Source organism: Amycolatopsis cynarae (assembly GCF_026802195.1).
Lineage (GTDB): Bacteria > Actinomycetota > Actinomycetes > Mycobacteriales > Pseudonocardiaceae > Amycolatopsis_E > Amycolatopsis_E rhizosphaerae.
This window is the reverse complement of sequence record NZ_CP113836.1, coordinates 6958164-6973511: the sequence shown is the minus strand read 5'-3', so window position 1 is coordinate 6973511 and position 15348 is coordinate 6958164. Positions and strand designations below refer to the sequence as shown.

The 15348-nt window shown below is 70.5% G+C and carries 14 protein-coding genes; 8 read left to right on the top strand and 6 right to left on the bottom strand.

What is annotated here, in order from left to right:
- The first annotated feature begins 34 nt into the window (after positions 1 to 34).
- Positions 35 to 682 (top strand): TetR/AcrR family transcriptional regulator, encoded by a 648-nt coding sequence (locus ORV05_RS33775; protein WP_268755919.1) that lies wholly within the window; start codon positions 35 to 37, stop codon positions 680 to 682.
- A 31-nt stretch (positions 683 to 713) separates the two neighbouring features.
- Here the strand turns inward: ORV05_RS33775 and ORV05_RS33770 are convergent, their stop codons facing one another.
- Entirely contained in the window at positions 714 to 1394 is a 681-nt protein-coding gene (locus ORV05_RS33770; protein WP_268755918.1) for a hypothetical protein, read from the bottom strand.
- Between the two features lie 71 nt (positions 1395 to 1465).
- On the opposite strand from ORV05_RS33770, the gene ORV05_RS33765 reads away from it, so the two are divergent.
- Positions 1466 to 2752, top strand: a complete 1287-nt coding sequence (locus tag ORV05_RS33765) for an adenylosuccinate synthase (RefSeq protein WP_268755917.1) — start codon at positions 1466 to 1468, stop codon at positions 2750 to 2752.
- Positions 2753 to 2776: 24 nt separating this feature from the next.
- On the opposite strand, the gene ORV05_RS33760 is transcribed toward ORV05_RS33765, so the two are convergent.
- A complete protein-coding gene (locus tag ORV05_RS33760; protein ID WP_268755916.1) occupies positions 2777 to 3274 on the bottom strand; it encodes an OsmC family protein in 498 nt (165 codons plus the stop codon).
- A gap of 124 nt (positions 3275 to 3398) precedes the next feature.
- Between ORV05_RS33760 and ORV05_RS33755 the strand changes: the two genes are divergently transcribed.
- A complete protein-coding gene (locus tag ORV05_RS33755; protein ID WP_268755915.1) occupies positions 3399 to 4319 on the top strand; it encodes a TIGR03564 family F420-dependent LLM class oxidoreductase in 921 nt (306 codons plus the stop codon).
- On the opposite strand, the gene ORV05_RS33750 is transcribed toward ORV05_RS33755, so the two are convergent.
- The 4 genes from ORV05_RS33750 to ORV05_RS33735 form a co-directional block, all read right to left on the bottom strand.
- Positions 4305 to 5957 carry a Na+/H+ antiporter gene (locus tag ORV05_RS33750; RefSeq protein ID WP_268755914.1) on the bottom strand — a complete coding sequence of 551 codons (1653 nt, stop codon included), beginning with the start codon at positions 5955 to 5957 and terminating at the stop codon, positions 4305 to 4307. The two genes, ORV05_RS33755 and ORV05_RS33750, sit on opposite strands and share 15 nt — an antisense overlap.
- A 27-nt stretch (positions 5958 to 5984) precedes the next feature.
- Positions 5985 to 7487, bottom strand: a complete 1503-nt coding sequence (locus ORV05_RS33745; RefSeq protein WP_268755913.1) for an amino acid permease — start codon at positions 7485 to 7487, stop codon at positions 5985 to 5987.
- Positions 7488 to 7629: 142 nt separating this feature from the next.
- Entirely contained in the window at positions 7630 to 9153 is a 1524-nt protein-coding gene (locus tag ORV05_RS33740) for a DHA2 family efflux MFS transporter permease subunit (RefSeq protein ID WP_268755912.1), read from the bottom strand.
- Between the two features lie 143 nt (positions 9154 to 9296).
- Complete coding sequence (locus ORV05_RS33735; RefSeq protein WP_407652811.1) at positions 9297 to 10346, bottom strand: glycerophosphodiester phosphodiesterase; 1050 nt, start codon at positions 10344 to 10346, stop codon at positions 9297 to 9299.
- Positions 10347 to 10515: 169 nt separating this feature from the next.
- Here ORV05_RS33735 and purD point away from each other — a divergent pair, with 169 nt between their 5' ends.
- From purD to ORV05_RS33710, 5 genes are all read left to right on the top strand, one after another.
- A complete protein-coding gene (gene purD / locus ORV05_RS33730) occupies positions 10516 to 11775 on the top strand; it encodes a phosphoribosylamine--glycine ligase (protein WP_268755911.1) in 1260 nt (419 codons plus the stop codon).
- Positions 11776 to 11902: 127 nt separating this feature from the next.
- On the top strand, positions 11903 to 12286 hold the full coding sequence (locus tag ORV05_RS33725) for a hypothetical protein (RefSeq protein WP_268755910.1): 384 nt from the start codon (positions 11903 to 11905) through the stop codon (positions 12284 to 12286).
- The gene (locus tag ORV05_RS33720) at positions 12270 to 12866 is read left to right on the top strand and encodes a DUF3558 domain-containing protein (RefSeq protein WP_268755909.1); all 597 of its coding nucleotides are present in this window, start codon (positions 12270 to 12272) and stop codon (positions 12864 to 12866) included. Before ORV05_RS33725 ends, ORV05_RS33720 begins: the two co-directional genes overlap by 17 nt.
- A complete protein-coding gene (locus ORV05_RS33715; protein WP_268755907.1) occupies positions 12863 to 14554 on the top strand; it encodes a RodZ family helix-turn-helix domain-containing protein in 1692 nt (563 codons plus the stop codon). Before ORV05_RS33720 ends, ORV05_RS33715 begins: the two co-directional genes overlap by 4 nt.
- Entirely contained in the window at positions 14551 to 15333 is a 783-nt protein-coding gene (locus ORV05_RS33710; RefSeq protein WP_268760025.1) for an ESX secretion-associated protein EspG, read from the top strand. The genes ORV05_RS33715 and ORV05_RS33710 overlap by 4 nt, the downstream gene beginning before the upstream one ends.
- Positions 15334 to 15348 lie beyond the last annotated feature (15 nt).

The following is a 15348-nucleotide window of genomic DNA, read 5'->3' as shown; positions in this document are numbered from 1 at the left end:
AGTGTCGAAAAAAGGATCCAGGTAGGGTGACGCCATGTCAACCCCCGGTAAGCGGGGCCGGGGGCGGCCGCGCAAGCTGCCGCTCGACGAGCAGCGCGCGCTGGTGCTCGTCGCGGCCCGCCACGTGTTCGCCACCCACGGTGTGCAGGGAGCAACGATCGAACAGGTCGCACGTTGCGCGGGAGTGACTCGCCAGGCCGTCTACGACCTCTTCGACGACAAGACCGTGCTGTTCGAGCGGACGGTGGCGGACGTGGAGGAACTCGTCTACCGGCACATCGCCGAACTGGGCGAGGACGGTCCCGATCTCGACCTGCCGACCTGGGCCCGCGCCGGATTCTCGGCCCTGGTCACGCTCGCCGCCGAGTACCCGGACGCGCTGGTCGTGCTCAAGCAGGCCGAACGGGCGGGCAACCCCGCCCTCAACCGGCTCCGGACCCGGCTCGCGGAGATCTACACGGCGGCCAGCAGGCGGCGCTGGAACGAACACGGCATCGAGTCCGGCCGCGCCGACCGGGCACTGGTCGCGATGTGCTTCGCGATGACCGAAGCGCTGGTCGACCTGGCCTGGGAGGGCGATCCGCCCGAACCCGAGGCGATCATCGACCTGCTCACCGAGTTCACCATCGGCGGCGTTCAGCGCCTCCGGCAGGCCCCGGAGATCCTCGCCAGGGTCCGCTGACCGCCCTCCTTGAGGAGCAGCGAGGGCACCGTCAACCGAGCCCGCGGATCAAGCGCAGATCCTCCGTGTGCCGGTACCAGGTCCAGCGCGTGATGGCGCGCGGGAAGGGCACGCCGTCGGACTGCGGGCGCGTGGGCAGGCAGCCGATCTGGAAGGCGCGACCGGTGAAGGTGACCGGCCGCTTGAACAGCAGCCCCTTCTCGACCCGAACCACGAGCCCCGGTCCACCGTCGCCATCCGGTGTCACCTCGACGGAGCGAGCAGGACCACGCAAAGCGACCTGATCGTCACAGTATGCGACCCCCCGGATCGCGCCGAATGTGCCTCTTCCCACTAAAACGCCGCCGGAGTCGTCGCGGATGAGCGGCACCGGGTCCACTTCGCCCCGCGTCACCAGTGCCAGCGCACGCGCCGGATCGGTCGGCAGCCCCCACAGCGCCGCCACCGCGGACCCCGGGTCCGATGGCACGAAACCGACCCGGACGGAACCGAGTTTCTCCTTACGCAACAAGCGAACCACCACCGCGGCAAGATCCGCGTCGGTACCCGCGACGACCAGCGTCTCGGTGTCCAGCAGTGGGTCCACCTCGGCCTTGCCGGGGCGCGCCCCGATCCGGTGCACCGCCAGCCCGGCCACCTCGGGCAGTGACGGGGCCGACTCCCCGCAAACCAGTACCTGTCCCCGCACTCCGCGGTCCTCCGTTACGCTCATGCACCGGCATTGCGCCGTGTCCCGCCGGGGCACCCGCACCCTAGCTACTCGCCGAATACCAGGAGTGTCACATGCCGGCCATCGTGCTCATCGGTGCCCAGTGGGGCGACGAAGGCAAGGGCAAGGCCACCGACCTGCTCGGCGACCGTGTCCAGTGGGTCGTCCGTTATCAGGGTGGCAACAACGCGGGCCACACGGTCGTGTTGCCGAATGGCGAAAACTTCGCCCTGCACCTCATCCCCTCGGGCATCCTCACCCCCGGGGTCACCAACGTGATCGGCAACGGCGTGGTGGTGGACCCGGGCGTCCTGCTCGAGGAGCTCGACGGACTCGAGAAGCGCGGCGTGGACACCTCGCGCCTGCTGATCTCGGCCGACGCGCACCTGATCATGCCGTACCACGTGGCCATCGACAAAGTCACCGAGCGCTACCTCGGCAGCCGCAGGATCGGCACCACCGGGCGCGGGATCGGCCCCTGCTACCAGGACAAGGTGGCGCGCGTCGGGGTCCGCGTGCAGGACCTGCTGGACGAAAAGATCTTCCGGCAGAAGGTCGAAGCCGCCCTCGAGTTCAAGAACCAGGTGCTGGTCAAGGTCTACAACCGCAAGGCGCTCAACGCCGACCAGGTCGCCGACGAGGTGCTGGCCGCCGGTGAGAAGTTCGCGCACCGCATCGCCGACACCCGGCTCAAGCTCAACCAGGCCCTCGAAGCCGGCGAGACGGTCCTGCTGGAGGGCTCGCAGGGCACGCTGCTCGACGTCGACCACGGCACCTACCCGTTCGTGACGTCGTCGAACCCCACCTCGGGCGGGGCGAGCTCGGGCTCGGGCATCGGCCCCGGCCGGATCACCACCGTCCTGGGCATCCTCAAGGCCTACACCACGCGCGTCGGCTCGGGTCCGTTCCCGACGGAGCTGACCGACGAGATGGGCGAGCACCTCCGCAAGGCGGGCGGCGAGTTCGGCGTGACCACCGGGCGGTCCCGCCGCACCGGCTGGTTCGACGCGGTGATCGCCCGGTACGCGGCGCGGGTCAACGGGATCACGGACTTCTTCCTCACCAAGCTCGACGTGCTCTCCGGGCTGGACAAGGTGCCGGTCTGCGTGGGCTACGAGGTCGACGGCGTGCGCACCGACGACATGCCGATGACCCAGACCGACGTGCACCACGCGAAGCCGATCTACGAGGAGCTGCCCGGCTGGTGGGAGGACCTGTCCGACTGCCGCAGCTTCGACGATCTGCCCGCCAACGCCCGTGCGTACGTGGAACGCCTCGAGGAGCTCTCCGGCGCCCGCATTTCCGCCATCGGCGTCGGCCCGGGACGGGACCAGACGATCGTCCGGCACCAGTTCGTGTGACCCGGCATCGCCGGGGGATAGGCCTCAGGCGAGGGTGGTCGAGATCGGGGTCGGGTTGCGGAACAGGTCCAGCACCGGGCAGTGCTGGTCGACCTGCCGCTTGAGTTCCTCGTAGCGCTCCGCGTCCGCCGGGCCGCCGAGTTCGACGGTGACGCGGACGTCGGTGAAGCCGGGCCGGGTGGTCTCGGAGAACCCGAAGAACCCGTGCAGGTCCAGGTCGCCGTCGACGGTCACCTTGACCGACTCGAGCGGAATGCCGAGCTTGGCCGCCCAGAACTGGTAGGTGATGACCTGGCAGGAGCCGAGCGCGGCGAGCGCGTACTCCACCGGGTTCGCCGCCTTGTCCGTGCCGCCGAGACCGGTCGGCTCGTCCACCGAGAACGAGTGGTCGCGCACCCGGACGTCCACCACGGTCGCCGTTCCGGGCACCAGCGCGTTGTCCACGCTGAAGGACACCGCGGCCTTGGCGGGATCCGCGGCGGCGGCCTGACGGGTTCCTTCGATGACGTCGGTCAGTGACATGGTGTGCTCCTGTGCGGGTGCTCGACGGATGACGCCCCAAAAATGACGGCCGCCGCGGCCGCGCGCGAACCCTCCCAATCGGTGGAACGGGAATCCCGCCCCTCGACGAGGTGTTCGCCACAGCATGAGCATTGGGGTCTCGTTCGCCACCGCGGAAACCGACAACTACGTGGACGACATGGTCGCCCAGGCCCGGCAAGCAGCCGAACTGGGCGTGCGGTCGGCCTGGTTCGGGCAACGCATGAACTACGACTCGCCCGGGCTCGCAGCCGTGGTCGGACGCGAGGTGCCCGGGCTGACCGTCGGCACCTCCGCCATCCCGATCTTCGGCCGCCATCCGCTCCTGGTCGCCGCCCAGGCCCAGACCACGCAGGCCGCCACGCACGGCCGCTACCACCTCGGTCTCGCGCTGGGCTCGAAGTTCACGGCCGACGACTCGCTCGGCATCCCGTTCGCCCGGCCGATCGCCATGCTGCGCGAGTTCCTGACCGCGCTGCGAACCCTGCTGGAGACCGGCACGGCCGACTTCCGCGGCGAGTTGCTGACCGCCACCCCGGTCATGCCGGTCTCGCTGCCGGGCGCGCGGCCGCCGGTGCCGGTGCTGGTCGCCGCGATGGGGCCGCAGGCGCTGCGCGTCACCGGTGAACTCGCCGACGGCGCGCTGCCGTATCTGGCCGGGCCGAGGGCACTGGGCGAACACATCGTGCCCGCGCTCACCAAGGCCGCGCCGAAACCACCGCGGGTGGTCGCGTTCGTGCCCGGGGTGGTGACCTCCGAAGTGGCGGCCGTGCGCGAAAAGGCCGTGCAGGAACTGGCCTTCTACGAGCGGGTGCCCTCGTACCGCCGCGTGATCGAACTGGAGGGCGCGACGCGGGCGGCCGAGCTCGCCCTGATCGGCGACGAGGAGACGGTCGCCGACGGGATCCGGCGCTACTTCGACGCGGGCGCGACCGAGGTCGTGCTCACCTCCACCGACCTGGCCGGGGAGGCCGACCAGCGGCGCACCTGGAAGCTGCTCGGTGAGTTGAATTCAGCTCACGCGTGACGTGAGCGTGTCGGACAGGGCAAGCTCTTCGAGGTCGAGTTCCCGCAACACCTTGCGGAGCACGTCGTCGTCCAGTTTGCCCTGTTCCCGGCAGCGGAGGACGGCCTCACGCTGGGACAGCAGGAGTTGGCGGCGGGCTTCGAAGAACGCCGTGTGCGGGCTCGTCTCGCGCTCCTCGGCGGACAGGGAGATGGCGGCCACCGCACCCTGGTACCGCGATTCCACGAGCCCCCGCAGGCGCAGCGCGAGCCGCTCGGCACGTTCCGGCGATATGTCCACTTTGGCCAGCAGTTCGGGCATCAGCTCGTCGAGTCGTTTCAGCGCCGCGTGCATCGCGGCCTCCCGGGCCGCCAGCTCCTCGGCCTCGTCCCGCTCGGCCTCCGCCTCACTCGACACGTGCAGCCGCCGGATCAGCGAAGGCAGGGTCAGCCCCTGCACGAGCAGGGTGCCGATCGCGACGAAGAAGGCGAACAGCTGGATCTCCGCCCGTCCCGGGAACGGCTGGCCGGTGTGCGTCACCAGCGGCACACCGGTCGCCGCGGCCAGCGTGACCACCCCCCGCATACCCGTCCACGACAGCACCAGGAAGTAGCGCCAGGACGACCGGGTGGGCTCGCGGCCGAACAGCCGCAGCGCCTGCGGCAGCGCCCCGGTGAGGAACACGTACGGAATGCGGACCCCGATCGTCACGCCCAGCAGGGCGAGCGCGATGAGCAGCAGCGTCGCGTTGTCCGAGGGGGAGGCGCGCAGGTTTTCCACCACGAACGGCAGTTGCAGGCCCATCAGCGCGAACACCAGCGTTTCCAGCAGCACGTCCAGCGTCGCCCAGATCGACGAGTCCTGTATGCGCGTCGCGGACCCGGCATGCAGGGAATGGTTGCCCAGGTAGAGCCCGGCGGTCACGACCGCGAGCACCCCGGACCCGCTGAAGTCCGGCGAGAAGGGGTGCACCTGCTCGGCGACGACGTAGACGGCGAACGGCACGATGATGCCGAACACCGACTCCATCAGCGGATCGTCGAGCCTGCGGCGGAGGTAGCCGATCACGATTCCGGAGAGCAGGCCGACCCCGATTCCGGCCACGGCGGCCACCGCGAAGATCAGGAACCCGTGCCCGATCGATCCGGCCGTGCCCAGCACCGCGGCCAGCGCGATGCGGTACAGCGTCAGCGCCGCCGCGTCGTTCACCAGGCTCTCGCCGGTGAGCACGGTGGTGAGACGGCGCGGGAGGCCGAGCCTTCGGCCCACCGCGACCGCCGCCACCGCGTCCGGCGGTGCGACCACCGCGCCCAGCACCATCGCCGAGGCGAGCGGGAGCTGCGGCAGCAGCAGATGGGCGACCAGCCCGACCACCACCGCGGTGACCACGACCAGGATCACCCCGAGCGCGACGATCGGTCTGATCACCGCGCGGAACTGTTCGAACGAACTGTTCAGCGCCGTCGAGTAGAGCAGCGGCGGCAGCACCAGGGTGAGGATCAGTTCCGGGTCGAGCTCGATGCGCGGCACACCGGGCACGAAGGACACCGCCAGCGCCACCACCACGATCAGCAGTGGCGCCGACAGGTTGAACCGGCGGGCCAGCGCGGTGAGACCGAGCGCGCAGCCCAGCACCACCATCAGGGTCAGCTGCTCCATGCCCCGATCCTGGTGCAGCGGGCGCGATCACACCGCCCGGAGATCCTCCTCGACCGCTTCGAGCTCCTCCGCCGTGCCCTGCACCTTGGGACCGGTGAACCACTTCCGGGCCGAAAGCACCCACCACAGCGTCGCCCCGCCGAGCACCACCAGGAACGCGACCGGCGTGTAGTTGAAGTTCGCGACCGTGACCGGGGAGGCCTGCGGCAGCATGAACAGGACGAAGATCAGCACCACCCACACCGTGGCGACGATGCCGATCGGCCTGCCCCAGCGGCCGAGGTGCCACGGTCCGCGTTCGAAGGCGTCGCCCTTGCGGACGCGCAGGAACACCGGGATCACGTAGGCGACGTACAGGCCGACGGTGGCGATGGAGGTGACGGCGGCGTAGGCGGTCGCGCTCCACAGGTAGGGCAGGGCGAGGAGCAGTGCGCCCACGGCGGCGAACCACACCGAGTTGGTGGGCGTGCGGGTGCGCTTGTTGATCCGGTGCCACCAGCCGGATCCGGGAATCGCGCCGTCCCGGGCGAAGGCGTAGATCATCCGGGAGTTGGCGGTAACCGAGGCCATCCCGCAGAACAACTGCGCGCCGATCGCGATGAGCAGCAGGAACTTGCCGGTGGTCGCACCGGCCGCGTCGATGAAGATCTGCGCCGGCGGCACCTGGGTTTCGGTGTTGACCGCGCCGTCGTAGTCCTGGATCGCGAAGGTGAGGCCGATCAGCAGCACCCAGCCCGCCACCAGGGACACCAGGATGGAGTTCACGATTCCGCGCGGGCCCGCGGTCGAGGCGTTCTTGGTCTCCTCCGTCATGTGCGCCGAGGCGTCGTACCCGGTCAACGTGTACTGGGCGACGAGCAGGCCGAGCGCGAAGACATAGGGCACCGAACCCCAGCCGGTTTCGTTCACGAAGTGACCGAACACGAAGGACGCGGACTGGTGCTTGGCCGGGAGGAACACCAGCGCCCCGACGATCACCAGCACGCCGAGCAGGTGCCACCACACGCTGACTCCGTTGAGCACGGCCACCAGGCGCACACCGAAGGTGTTCAGCAGCCCGTGCACGGCGAGGATGATCGCCAGCAGCAGGATCGTGTGGCCGGGCGTGGCGGCGAAACCGAACTGCAGGTCGAGGAAGGCGTTGAGGAACAGCGCGGCGCCGAAGTCGATGCCCGCGGTGACCGCGACCTGCCCGATCAGGTTGAACCAGCCGGTGAACCACGACCAGGCCGCCCCGCCGGAGGGCGCGAGCTTGGCGGCCCAGTAGTAGAGCCCGCCCGCGGTCGGATAGCTGGAGCAGACCTCGGCCATGCCGAGCCCGACCAGGATGACGAACACGCCGACCAGGGGCCAGCCCCAGATCATGGCGGCCGGGCCGCCGGTCTTGAGCCCGAAGCCGTAGAGCGTCAGGCAGCCCGACAGGATCGAAATGATGGTGAACGAGACGGCGAAGTTGGAGAACGCCGACATGGTGCGTCTGAGTTCCTGTGCGTAACCGAGTTGGTGCAGGCGAGCGCTGTCTTCATCCATCGCTACCCCAAAGGTCTGCAATTGTTCCATTGCGGGTCCGCAGAAAGTAGCCCGGCCGGAACAGCAGGTCAAGGGGCCCGGAACGAAGAAAAGCCCCCGTCACGCGGCGGTAACGGGGGCCTTCGGCAGGGGACGAGCGCGGCTACACGTGGACCGGGGCCGCCTCGCGGGCCTCGGCGTGCACCGGCGGCCGCTTGGGCAGGAACAGCGCCGGGACGAAGCACACCGCCATCAGCACCAGCGCCCACAGGAAGGTCGACGCGAACGCGCCGGACGCGAGCGTCGCCGCAGCGTCGTGGCTCTGGGGGTTCCCCAGTGCCACGGTCGCGGCCAGCTGCCCCTGATTGGTCGGCACGCCGAACTTCCCCGCCAGCAGGCTCGCCAGAATGATCGACATCACCGCGGACCCGATCGCGCCCGCGGTCTGCTGCACGATGTTCATCGCGGTCGACGCCCTCGCGACCGAACGCTGGGTCAGCGTCTGCAGGGCCGCCGTGTTGATCGGCATCATCGTGCAGCCCATGCCGAGGCCCATCACGAACAACCCGGCCACCAGCAGCGGGTAGGAGGTGTTCGCGCCGACCGCGGTGAACACCGCCACCCCGGCGACGATCAGCACCAGCCCGGGCAGCACGACCTTGCGTGCGCCGATCCGGTCGACCAGTCGCCCCGCGACGGGCATGGTGAGCATCGCGCCGAGCCCCTGCGGGGCGAGCAGCAGACCGGCGTGCAACGCCGATTCGCCGCGCACCAACTGGAAGTAGGTGGGCAGCACCAGCATCGCGCCGAGGAAGGCCACCATGAACAGGCTCATCGTGATCATCGCGATGGTGAAGGTGCGGTCGGCGAACAACTTCAGGTCCACCAGCGGGTTCGCCACCCTGGTCGCCCTGATCACGAAGGAGGCCATCAGCACGAGCCCGATCAGCGCGGGCAGCCACACGCTGACCGAGCCGACCCCGCCCTCCTGCGGGATCCGGGACACCCCGAAGATCAGCAGCGCCAGGCCGGGCGACAGCATGAGCATGCCCGGCAGATCCAGCCGCTCGGTGGGCCGCGGCTCGTCCTTCGGCAGCACGCGCCAAGCGGTCAGCAGCGCCACCAGCCCGAGCGGCACGTTGATGTAGAAGATCCAGCGCCAGCTCACCGCGTCGACCAGGTAACCGCCGAGGATCGGCCCGCCGATCGGGCCGAGCAGCATCGGCACCCCGAGCACGGCCATCACGCGCCCGACGCGGTGCGGCCCCGCCGCCTTCGTCATGATCGTCATCCCGGCGGGGACCAGCATGCCGCCACCGAGGCCCTGTACCACGCGGAACGCGATGAGGGACTCGATGTTCCACGCCATTCCGGCGAGCATCGAACCGACCAGGAACAGCACGATGGACAGCAGGTACAGGCGTTTCGTGCCGAAGCGGTCGCAGGCCCAGCCGGTGACCGGGATCACCGTGGCCAGCGCCAGCATGTAGCCGGTGACCACCCACTGGATGGTGTCGAACGAGGTCGTGAACTGGAGGATCAGCGCCTGCAGCGCGACGTTCACGACCGTGGTGTCCAAAATGGCCATCACCGCGCCGAGCACGACCACGCCGGCGACCTTGAGCACGGCGGCGTCGAGCTTGTCCGAACCGGCAGGGTGGAGCTTCTCGGGTTCAGCGGTAGTCATCGGGTCCGTTTCCGTGGAAGTGAGAGCAGACGGCGACCGAAGAAGTGCACCCCCGCGCCCCCCTCGACCCGCCGCTGACGTTATCGAAACGGGAAAAGCGGACGCTACCGATTTTCGCCGACAGCGGATATCCGCGGATCGCGCTACGAACCGGTCACGGCGAGCAACGCCGTGTCGGGCTGGTCGGCGAACAGCCCGTCGATACCGGTGGCGAGAAAGGCGGACTCCTCGGAAAAGATGCTCCCCCAGGCGGCGGGATCGGCGGACGAACGGAACTCGACCGGCAGGAACGAGTTCTCGTTGCGGAAGGTGTAGGGGATCACCAGCAGGCCCGCTTCGTGCGCGTCGTGCACCAGTGCGGCCGGGCCGGCCAGGTTTCCGTCCGGATCCCGTGGAATCACCTGGTTCTTGTCCGGCCCCAGGTAGGCCGCATACTCGGCGATCTCGGCCAAGCCCGCGGGGGTGACCAGGTCGGCATAGGTCCGCACGTCGCCGGTTGCCGCGAAATCGGCGGGAGCACCGTCCGAAGAGGTCAGTTGGAGCAGTGGAACGAGTACCTGTTCGCTGAGCTGACGGAGATTGGCGACCTCGAACGACTGGATCACCACGGGGGCGTCCGCGCGGTTGAGCCCGTTGCGCTCCAGCAACTCGACCAGTTTCGGCTCCACCGGATTGCCGATCGAGGAGAAGTACGTGGAGTGCTTCACCTCGGGATAGGTGCCCAGGGTGCGGTTCAGCTCGCGGCCGAGCCGCACGGTCAGGTCCAGCACCTCCTGGTAGGTGACGACCGGCCACCGTCCGTTGTAGATGGTGTTGTCGGGGCGCAGCTTCGGGATGCGCTCGACCGTCCGCAGCGTCTTGAGCTCTTCGAGCGTGAAGTCCTCGGTGAACCAGCCGGTCAGCTCGACCCCGTCGACCACCTTCGTGGTCCGCCGCGAGCGGAACTCCGGACGGCGGGCCACGTCGGTGGTCCCCCCGATCTCGTTTTCGTGCCGGGCCACCAGATGCCCGTCGGCGGTCGGGACCAGGTCCACGTCCACCCAGCTCACCCCCTGCCGGAACGCCAGTTCGTAGGAGCCGAGGGTGTGTTCGGGACGGTGACCCGGCGCACCGCGGTGACCGACGACCACGGGGAGGACCCCGGACGCGGGGGCCGCGGGCGCGACCGGGACGGGCAGGGCGAGGCTGGACAGGATCAACACCACCAGTCGGGTCCGGGCGATCGACAACCTTCGTCGGGAAGGAAATCGCGGTCCGAGTCACTCTCACGCCCGCGGACATCCGGCACGACAAAATGGATCGACGGCATCCTGACGGATGGGTAAACGGAACGTGCGATGCGCCCCCGGTTAGGCTCGGGGCGTGCGTGTCCTGGTTGTCGGGTCCGGAGCCCGTGAACATGCCCTCGTCCTCGCGGCCGCCCATGACCCGGCGGTGACCGCGCTCGCCTGCGCGCCCGGCAACGCCGGGATCGCGGGCGTGGCCGAACAGCTCGGCGTCGACGCGGGCGATCCCGCCGCGGTCGCCGAGCTCGCCATCGGCTGGCGGGCGGACCTCGTGGTGGTCGGCCCCGAAGTCCCGCTGGTCGCCGGGGCCGCCGACGCCGTGCGCAAGGCGGGCATCCCCTGTTTCGGGCCGTCGGCCGCGGCCGCCCGGATCGAGGGTTCCAAATCGTTCGCGAAGGATGTGATGGCGGCCGCGAAGGTGGCCACCGCACACAGCGAAACCGTGGACAACCCGGCGCGGCTCGACGCGGCGCTGGCGCGGTTCGGCCCCACCTGGGTGGTCAAGGACGACGGCCTCGCCGCGGGCAAGGGCGTGGTGGTGACCTCGGACTACGACACGGCCCGCGCCCATGCGATGACCCTGCTCGACGGCGGGCACGCGGTGCTTCTGGAATCCTTTTTGGAGGGTCCGGAGGTCTCGCTGTTCTGCCTGGTGGACGGCCGGACGGTGCGGCCGCTGCTGCCCGCGCAGGACTTCAAGCGCGTCGGTGACGGCGACACCGGGCCCAACACCGGCGGGATGGGTGCCTACGCCCCGCTGCCGTGGGCGCCGGAGGGCCTGACCGAACGCATCGTGGCCGAGATCGTGCAGCCCGTGGTCGACGAACTCGCCGCCCGCGGGACCCCGTTCAACGGCCTGCTGTACGCGGGGCTCGTGCTCACCGCGGACGGCCCGCAGGTGATCGAGTTCAACTGCCGCTTCGGCGACCCGGAGACCCAGGTCGTGCTGGCCCTGCTCGCCAGTCCGCTGGCGACGCTGCTGCACGCGGTGGCCACCGGCACGCTGGCCGGGCAGCCGCCGCTCGAATGGCATCCGGGCGCCGCGGTCACCGTGGTGGTCGCCGCCGACGGCTACCCGGGTGTCCCGCGCGCCGGGGACGTCATCACCGGCGCCGAGGCCGAAGGCGTGCTGCACGCCGGTACCCGCCGCCGGGACGACGGCGCCGTCGTGTCGCACGGCGGCCGGGTGCTGTCCGTGGTGGGCACCGGTCCCGACCTGGGCGCCGCGCGCGAGCAGGCGTACGAGCGGGTGGCCAAGGTGCACCTGGCGGGCTCGCACCACCGCAAGGACATCGCGCTGCGCGCGGTCCAGGGGGAGATCTCCGTTCCCGGCTAAGTCGGTGGCCGACCGGCGGGAACCGCCTCTGGTCCTGGCTCGTCGAAACTCAGCCCGTTGTCACACGCACATTGGTAGCCTGCTTACGGAACTGGTCGGCTACCGTCCGTACCCGGGGGTGCGCAGCATGGCAGAGAACACCGTGAGCGCGTTGAGCACGACCGTCCCCTCCGTTCCGGGGGCGATGGACATCCAGGTCGAGCCGGACAAGGTGGCCCAGGTCGCCAGGATCATCAACGATCAGGCCGACGCGCTCGACGACAAGATCCACCAGCTGCTGCTGGAACTGAGCATCGACGCGCCCGCCGGGGACGTGGTGAGCGCCACCGCGGCGGACGCCTGGAACCGCCTCATCGCCAGCGGTGATGATTCCTACGCGGGCCGGGTGATGAACTACCTGCAGCAGTTGCGTGCCCTCGCCCGGCAGCTCCGCACCGCGGCGGACACCTACCAGCTCGGCGAGGACGAGAAGATCACGGCCTTCGGGGACCGCCGTGACCACCAGAACTAGCGCACTGACCGCGGGGGTGCTGGCGATGATCACCCTCGGCGGCTGCACCTCGACGGACGGCCGGGCCCCGGACGGCTCGGTACCTTCGCCGAGGGGCTCCGGCGACCCCGGCCTGCCGCCCCGCGCCCGCGAGGTGTCCGTGCGGGGGGTCGATCCGTGCAGCCTGCTCACCACCGAGCAGCTGAACCGGCTGAAGGAGAACGGCATCCCCCGGCTGCTGCCGGAGGACACCCGCCGGGACGGGCCCACCTGCGCGTTCGACGTCGACGCCACCACGCCGAGCTACACCTACTACCTCGAAGTGATCGCCACCGCGGATCTGCACGACTGGATCGAAGGCGGCCACTTCAAGGCGAGCATGACCAGGGAGCCGGTGAACGTGCCCGGTTTCCCCGCGCTGATCCACTACGCGCCGAGCCGCGGCGTGCCGGACTGCGAAACCCTGGTGGGGGTCGCCGAAGGCCAGACGCTGCGGGCCGAGACGGCGCCGGACGGCAACACCTTCACTCGGCAACAGCTCTGCGACATGTCCACCACGGTGGCGAAGATGGCCGTCGAGACCTTGGAGACATTCCGGTGATCACCTTCGACAGCAGCCGCTACGACATCACGACCCTGATCGAGAAGCTGCGCGACCAGCGTTTCGACGGCTACGACCCGGAATCCCTCGCCCAGGAGGTGGAGAAGTTCCGGGGCGGCAGCGGCACGGCCAGCATGGGCAACGCGGTCGCCGCGCTGAAGAAGGTGGCGATCGCGCTCGGGGAGACCGACACCACGCTGCGCCGCCAGCTGGCCGCGCTCGGCGTGGAGTGGCAGAGCAAGGCGGGCGGGCAGGCCGGTTCCGTACTCGCCGGGCAGGCCGGGTTCTCCAGCGAGGCCAACCAGAAGGTCACCCAGGCCGCCGAGCTGATCTTCCAGCAGGGCGAGGCGTTCAACCGGACCAGGAACAAGCTGCCCGACCCCGAAGCGCTGCGGCAGGGCGCTGACGGTTTCTCCGCCAGCGACGGCCTGTTCAGCCTGTTCGGCTTCGAAACCGATCACGCCAAGGCCGTGAAGGCGAACCTGGAGGCGAACGCGCAGGCCGTGGACGCGCTCAACGCCTACGCCCACGACACCGGCGACTATCTGGCTTCGTCGCAACCGGTGGCGGCGCCGCCGGAGACGATGGACCTGGCCGCGCCGGGCAGTGCGGCCGCGGCGGTGGCGGACCCGCCGATTACCCCCGTACCCCCGGCACCGCAGGTGCCATCGGTGCCCTCGGGGCCGGACACCGCGCCGACGCAGGCGGCGAGCGCACCCGTGACGCCGGTGCGGACCGCACCCGTGCACGTCCCGCCGGTGTCCGCCCCGGCCGCGTCCGTGGTGCACGACGCACCGACTCCACCGGACGTGGTCGCGGTGGCGGGCCGTGCCGGTGCGGACACCTCGACCGCCCCCCAGCACGTCACGCTGCCCAGTTCGGCGCCCGCGCCGACCGACGAGACCAGCACCACCAGCGGCACGAACACCGGATACGGCCGGTCGAACGCCTACGACGGGAGCCGGTCCACCTCCGGTCCGACCCAGACGGTCACCGGAGAACCGCTGGGCGGTGGTCCGGGTGGTACGAGCGGCCTGGTGGACGGCAGGACGGCGACCGGGGCCGGTCCGGAGGGCGGACGTTCCGGCGCCTGGGGCCAGTCCGGCGGGAACGCCGCCTGGGGCCAGCAGCCCGGGGGCGGCGCGAACTCCGGCCAGAACTCCGGCCAGCCCGGCGGCGGAGCGGGCGACGGCCTGCACCGCACCGGCGGGGGCGCCGAAGGGCTGGCCAAGGGCAAGGTGGTCGGGTCCGCCCCGGTCAACCCGACCAGCACCGGTCTCGGCCCCGGGTTCACCGCGACCCGCGCCGCAGGCGGCGTCGGCGGCCTCGCCGAAGCGGTACCGGCGATCGGCGCCGCGGGCGCGGGCGGCGTGGTCGGCGGCGAGAACGAGCGCCAGGGCGGGCGCGGCCGGGGCAGGCAGGGCGACCAGGCGGGCAAGCGCGTCCGGCAGTTGCCGGTCGGCGACCTGCCCGAGGAGGCGGAGGCCGAGCGGGTACGCAAGGCCGCCCCAGCACCGCCGAGCCGGGAGCGCACCCGGGCCATCCTCGAACCGGCGGCCACCCAGGACGGCGAGGAGGACGCCGCGCACGTCCGGCGCTACGGCATCGACGACAAGGACCTGTTCACCGATCCGCGCGAGGTCTCACCCGACCTCATCGGGGACAAGGAACTGCCGGAAGACCGCTGACCACCGTGAACGAGCCGAACGACAGCGTCGTGCTGTCCACCCTGGAATTCGACGTGCTGTGGGAGGCCGAACGGCTGCCGCCCGCGCATCCCGCGCTGCGCGTGCCCAGCCCCGGCCGGACGCACAGCGAGCGGCGGGCCCTCGTCGAGCAGGCCTGGGAATCGCTGGCCGACCGGCGGCTCGCCCGTGGCAAGCGCGTCTCGGGGGAGTTGATGGACCAGCTGCACCTGCTGGCCAGTCCGAGGGTCGCCATCGACATCTGGGTCTGGACGGATCGCCAGATCAAGGGGCTCGCGGTGAGCACCGGCAGCCAGGCCCTGCTCGGCGTCGTCGACCGCGACGAGGTGTGGCTGATCCCGGCGCGCGACACTTCGCTGCCGGAGTCGGCCGTGTCCGTGGCCGGTGAGCTGCCCGCCGGGATCGGTCGCTCGGTCAGCGCTCCCCATACGGTGGTCCGCGACGCCGACGCGGCCGCGAAGGGCGAGCCGAAGGCCCTGGTCACGGCGCTGGCGGACCGCGGAGTGGTGCTCTGGCAGGCACAGGAGCTGGCCGGGATGCTGGTGGGGATGACCACGCGCGGCCAGTTCGGGGTCGAACGTGCCGGCCGGGACGGGGTGACCCGGCGGGCGGACCGGGTGATCGCCTTTCACGACACCGACGCCGGGCGCTACCTGGTGCAGGTGTCGCCCAACAACGACGGCCAGGCCTGGGTCACCGTGGCGCCCGCCGACAACCAGTTGCTGGCGAACCGGATCTGGGAATTGCTCGAAGAAGTCTGACCGCGGCGGTGCTAG

Excerpts from the sequence above, each read along its gene's own strand:
- ORV05_RS33755 (WP_268755915.1), top strand. The coding sequence starts at position 3,399 with ATGAGCATTGGGGTCTCGTTCGCCACCGCGGAAACCGACAACTACGTG.
- ORV05_RS33740 (WP_268755912.1), bottom strand. The coding sequence starts at position 9,153 with ATGACTACCGCTGAACCCGAGAAGCTCCACCCTGCCGGTTCGGACAAG.
- ORV05_RS33725 (WP_268755910.1), top strand. The coding sequence starts at position 11,903 with ATGGCAGAGAACACCGTGAGCGCGTTGAGCACGACCGTCCCCTCCGTT.
- ORV05_RS33765 (WP_268755917.1), top strand. The coding sequence starts at position 1,466 with ATGCCGGCCATCGTGCTCATCGGTGCCCAGTGGGGCGACGAAGGCAAG.
- ORV05_RS33750 (WP_268755914.1), bottom strand. The coding sequence starts at position 5,957 with ATGGAGCAGCTGACCCTGATGGTGGTGCTGGGCTGCGCGCTCGGTCTC.
- ORV05_RS33745 (WP_268755913.1), bottom strand. The coding sequence starts at position 7,487 with ATGGATGAAGACAGCGCTCGCCTGCACCAACTCGGTTACGCACAGGAA.
- ORV05_RS33760 (WP_268755916.1), bottom strand. The coding sequence starts at position 3,274 with ATGTCACTGACCGACGTCATCGAAGGAACCCGTCAGGCCGCCGCCGCG.
- ORV05_RS33770 (WP_268755918.1), bottom strand. The coding sequence starts at position 1,394 with ATGAGCGTAACGGAGGACCGCGGAGTGCGGGGACAGGTACTGGTTTGC.
- ORV05_RS33775 (WP_268755919.1), top strand. The coding sequence starts at position 35 with ATGTCAACCCCCGGTAAGCGGGGCCGGGGGCGGCCGCGCAAGCTGCCG.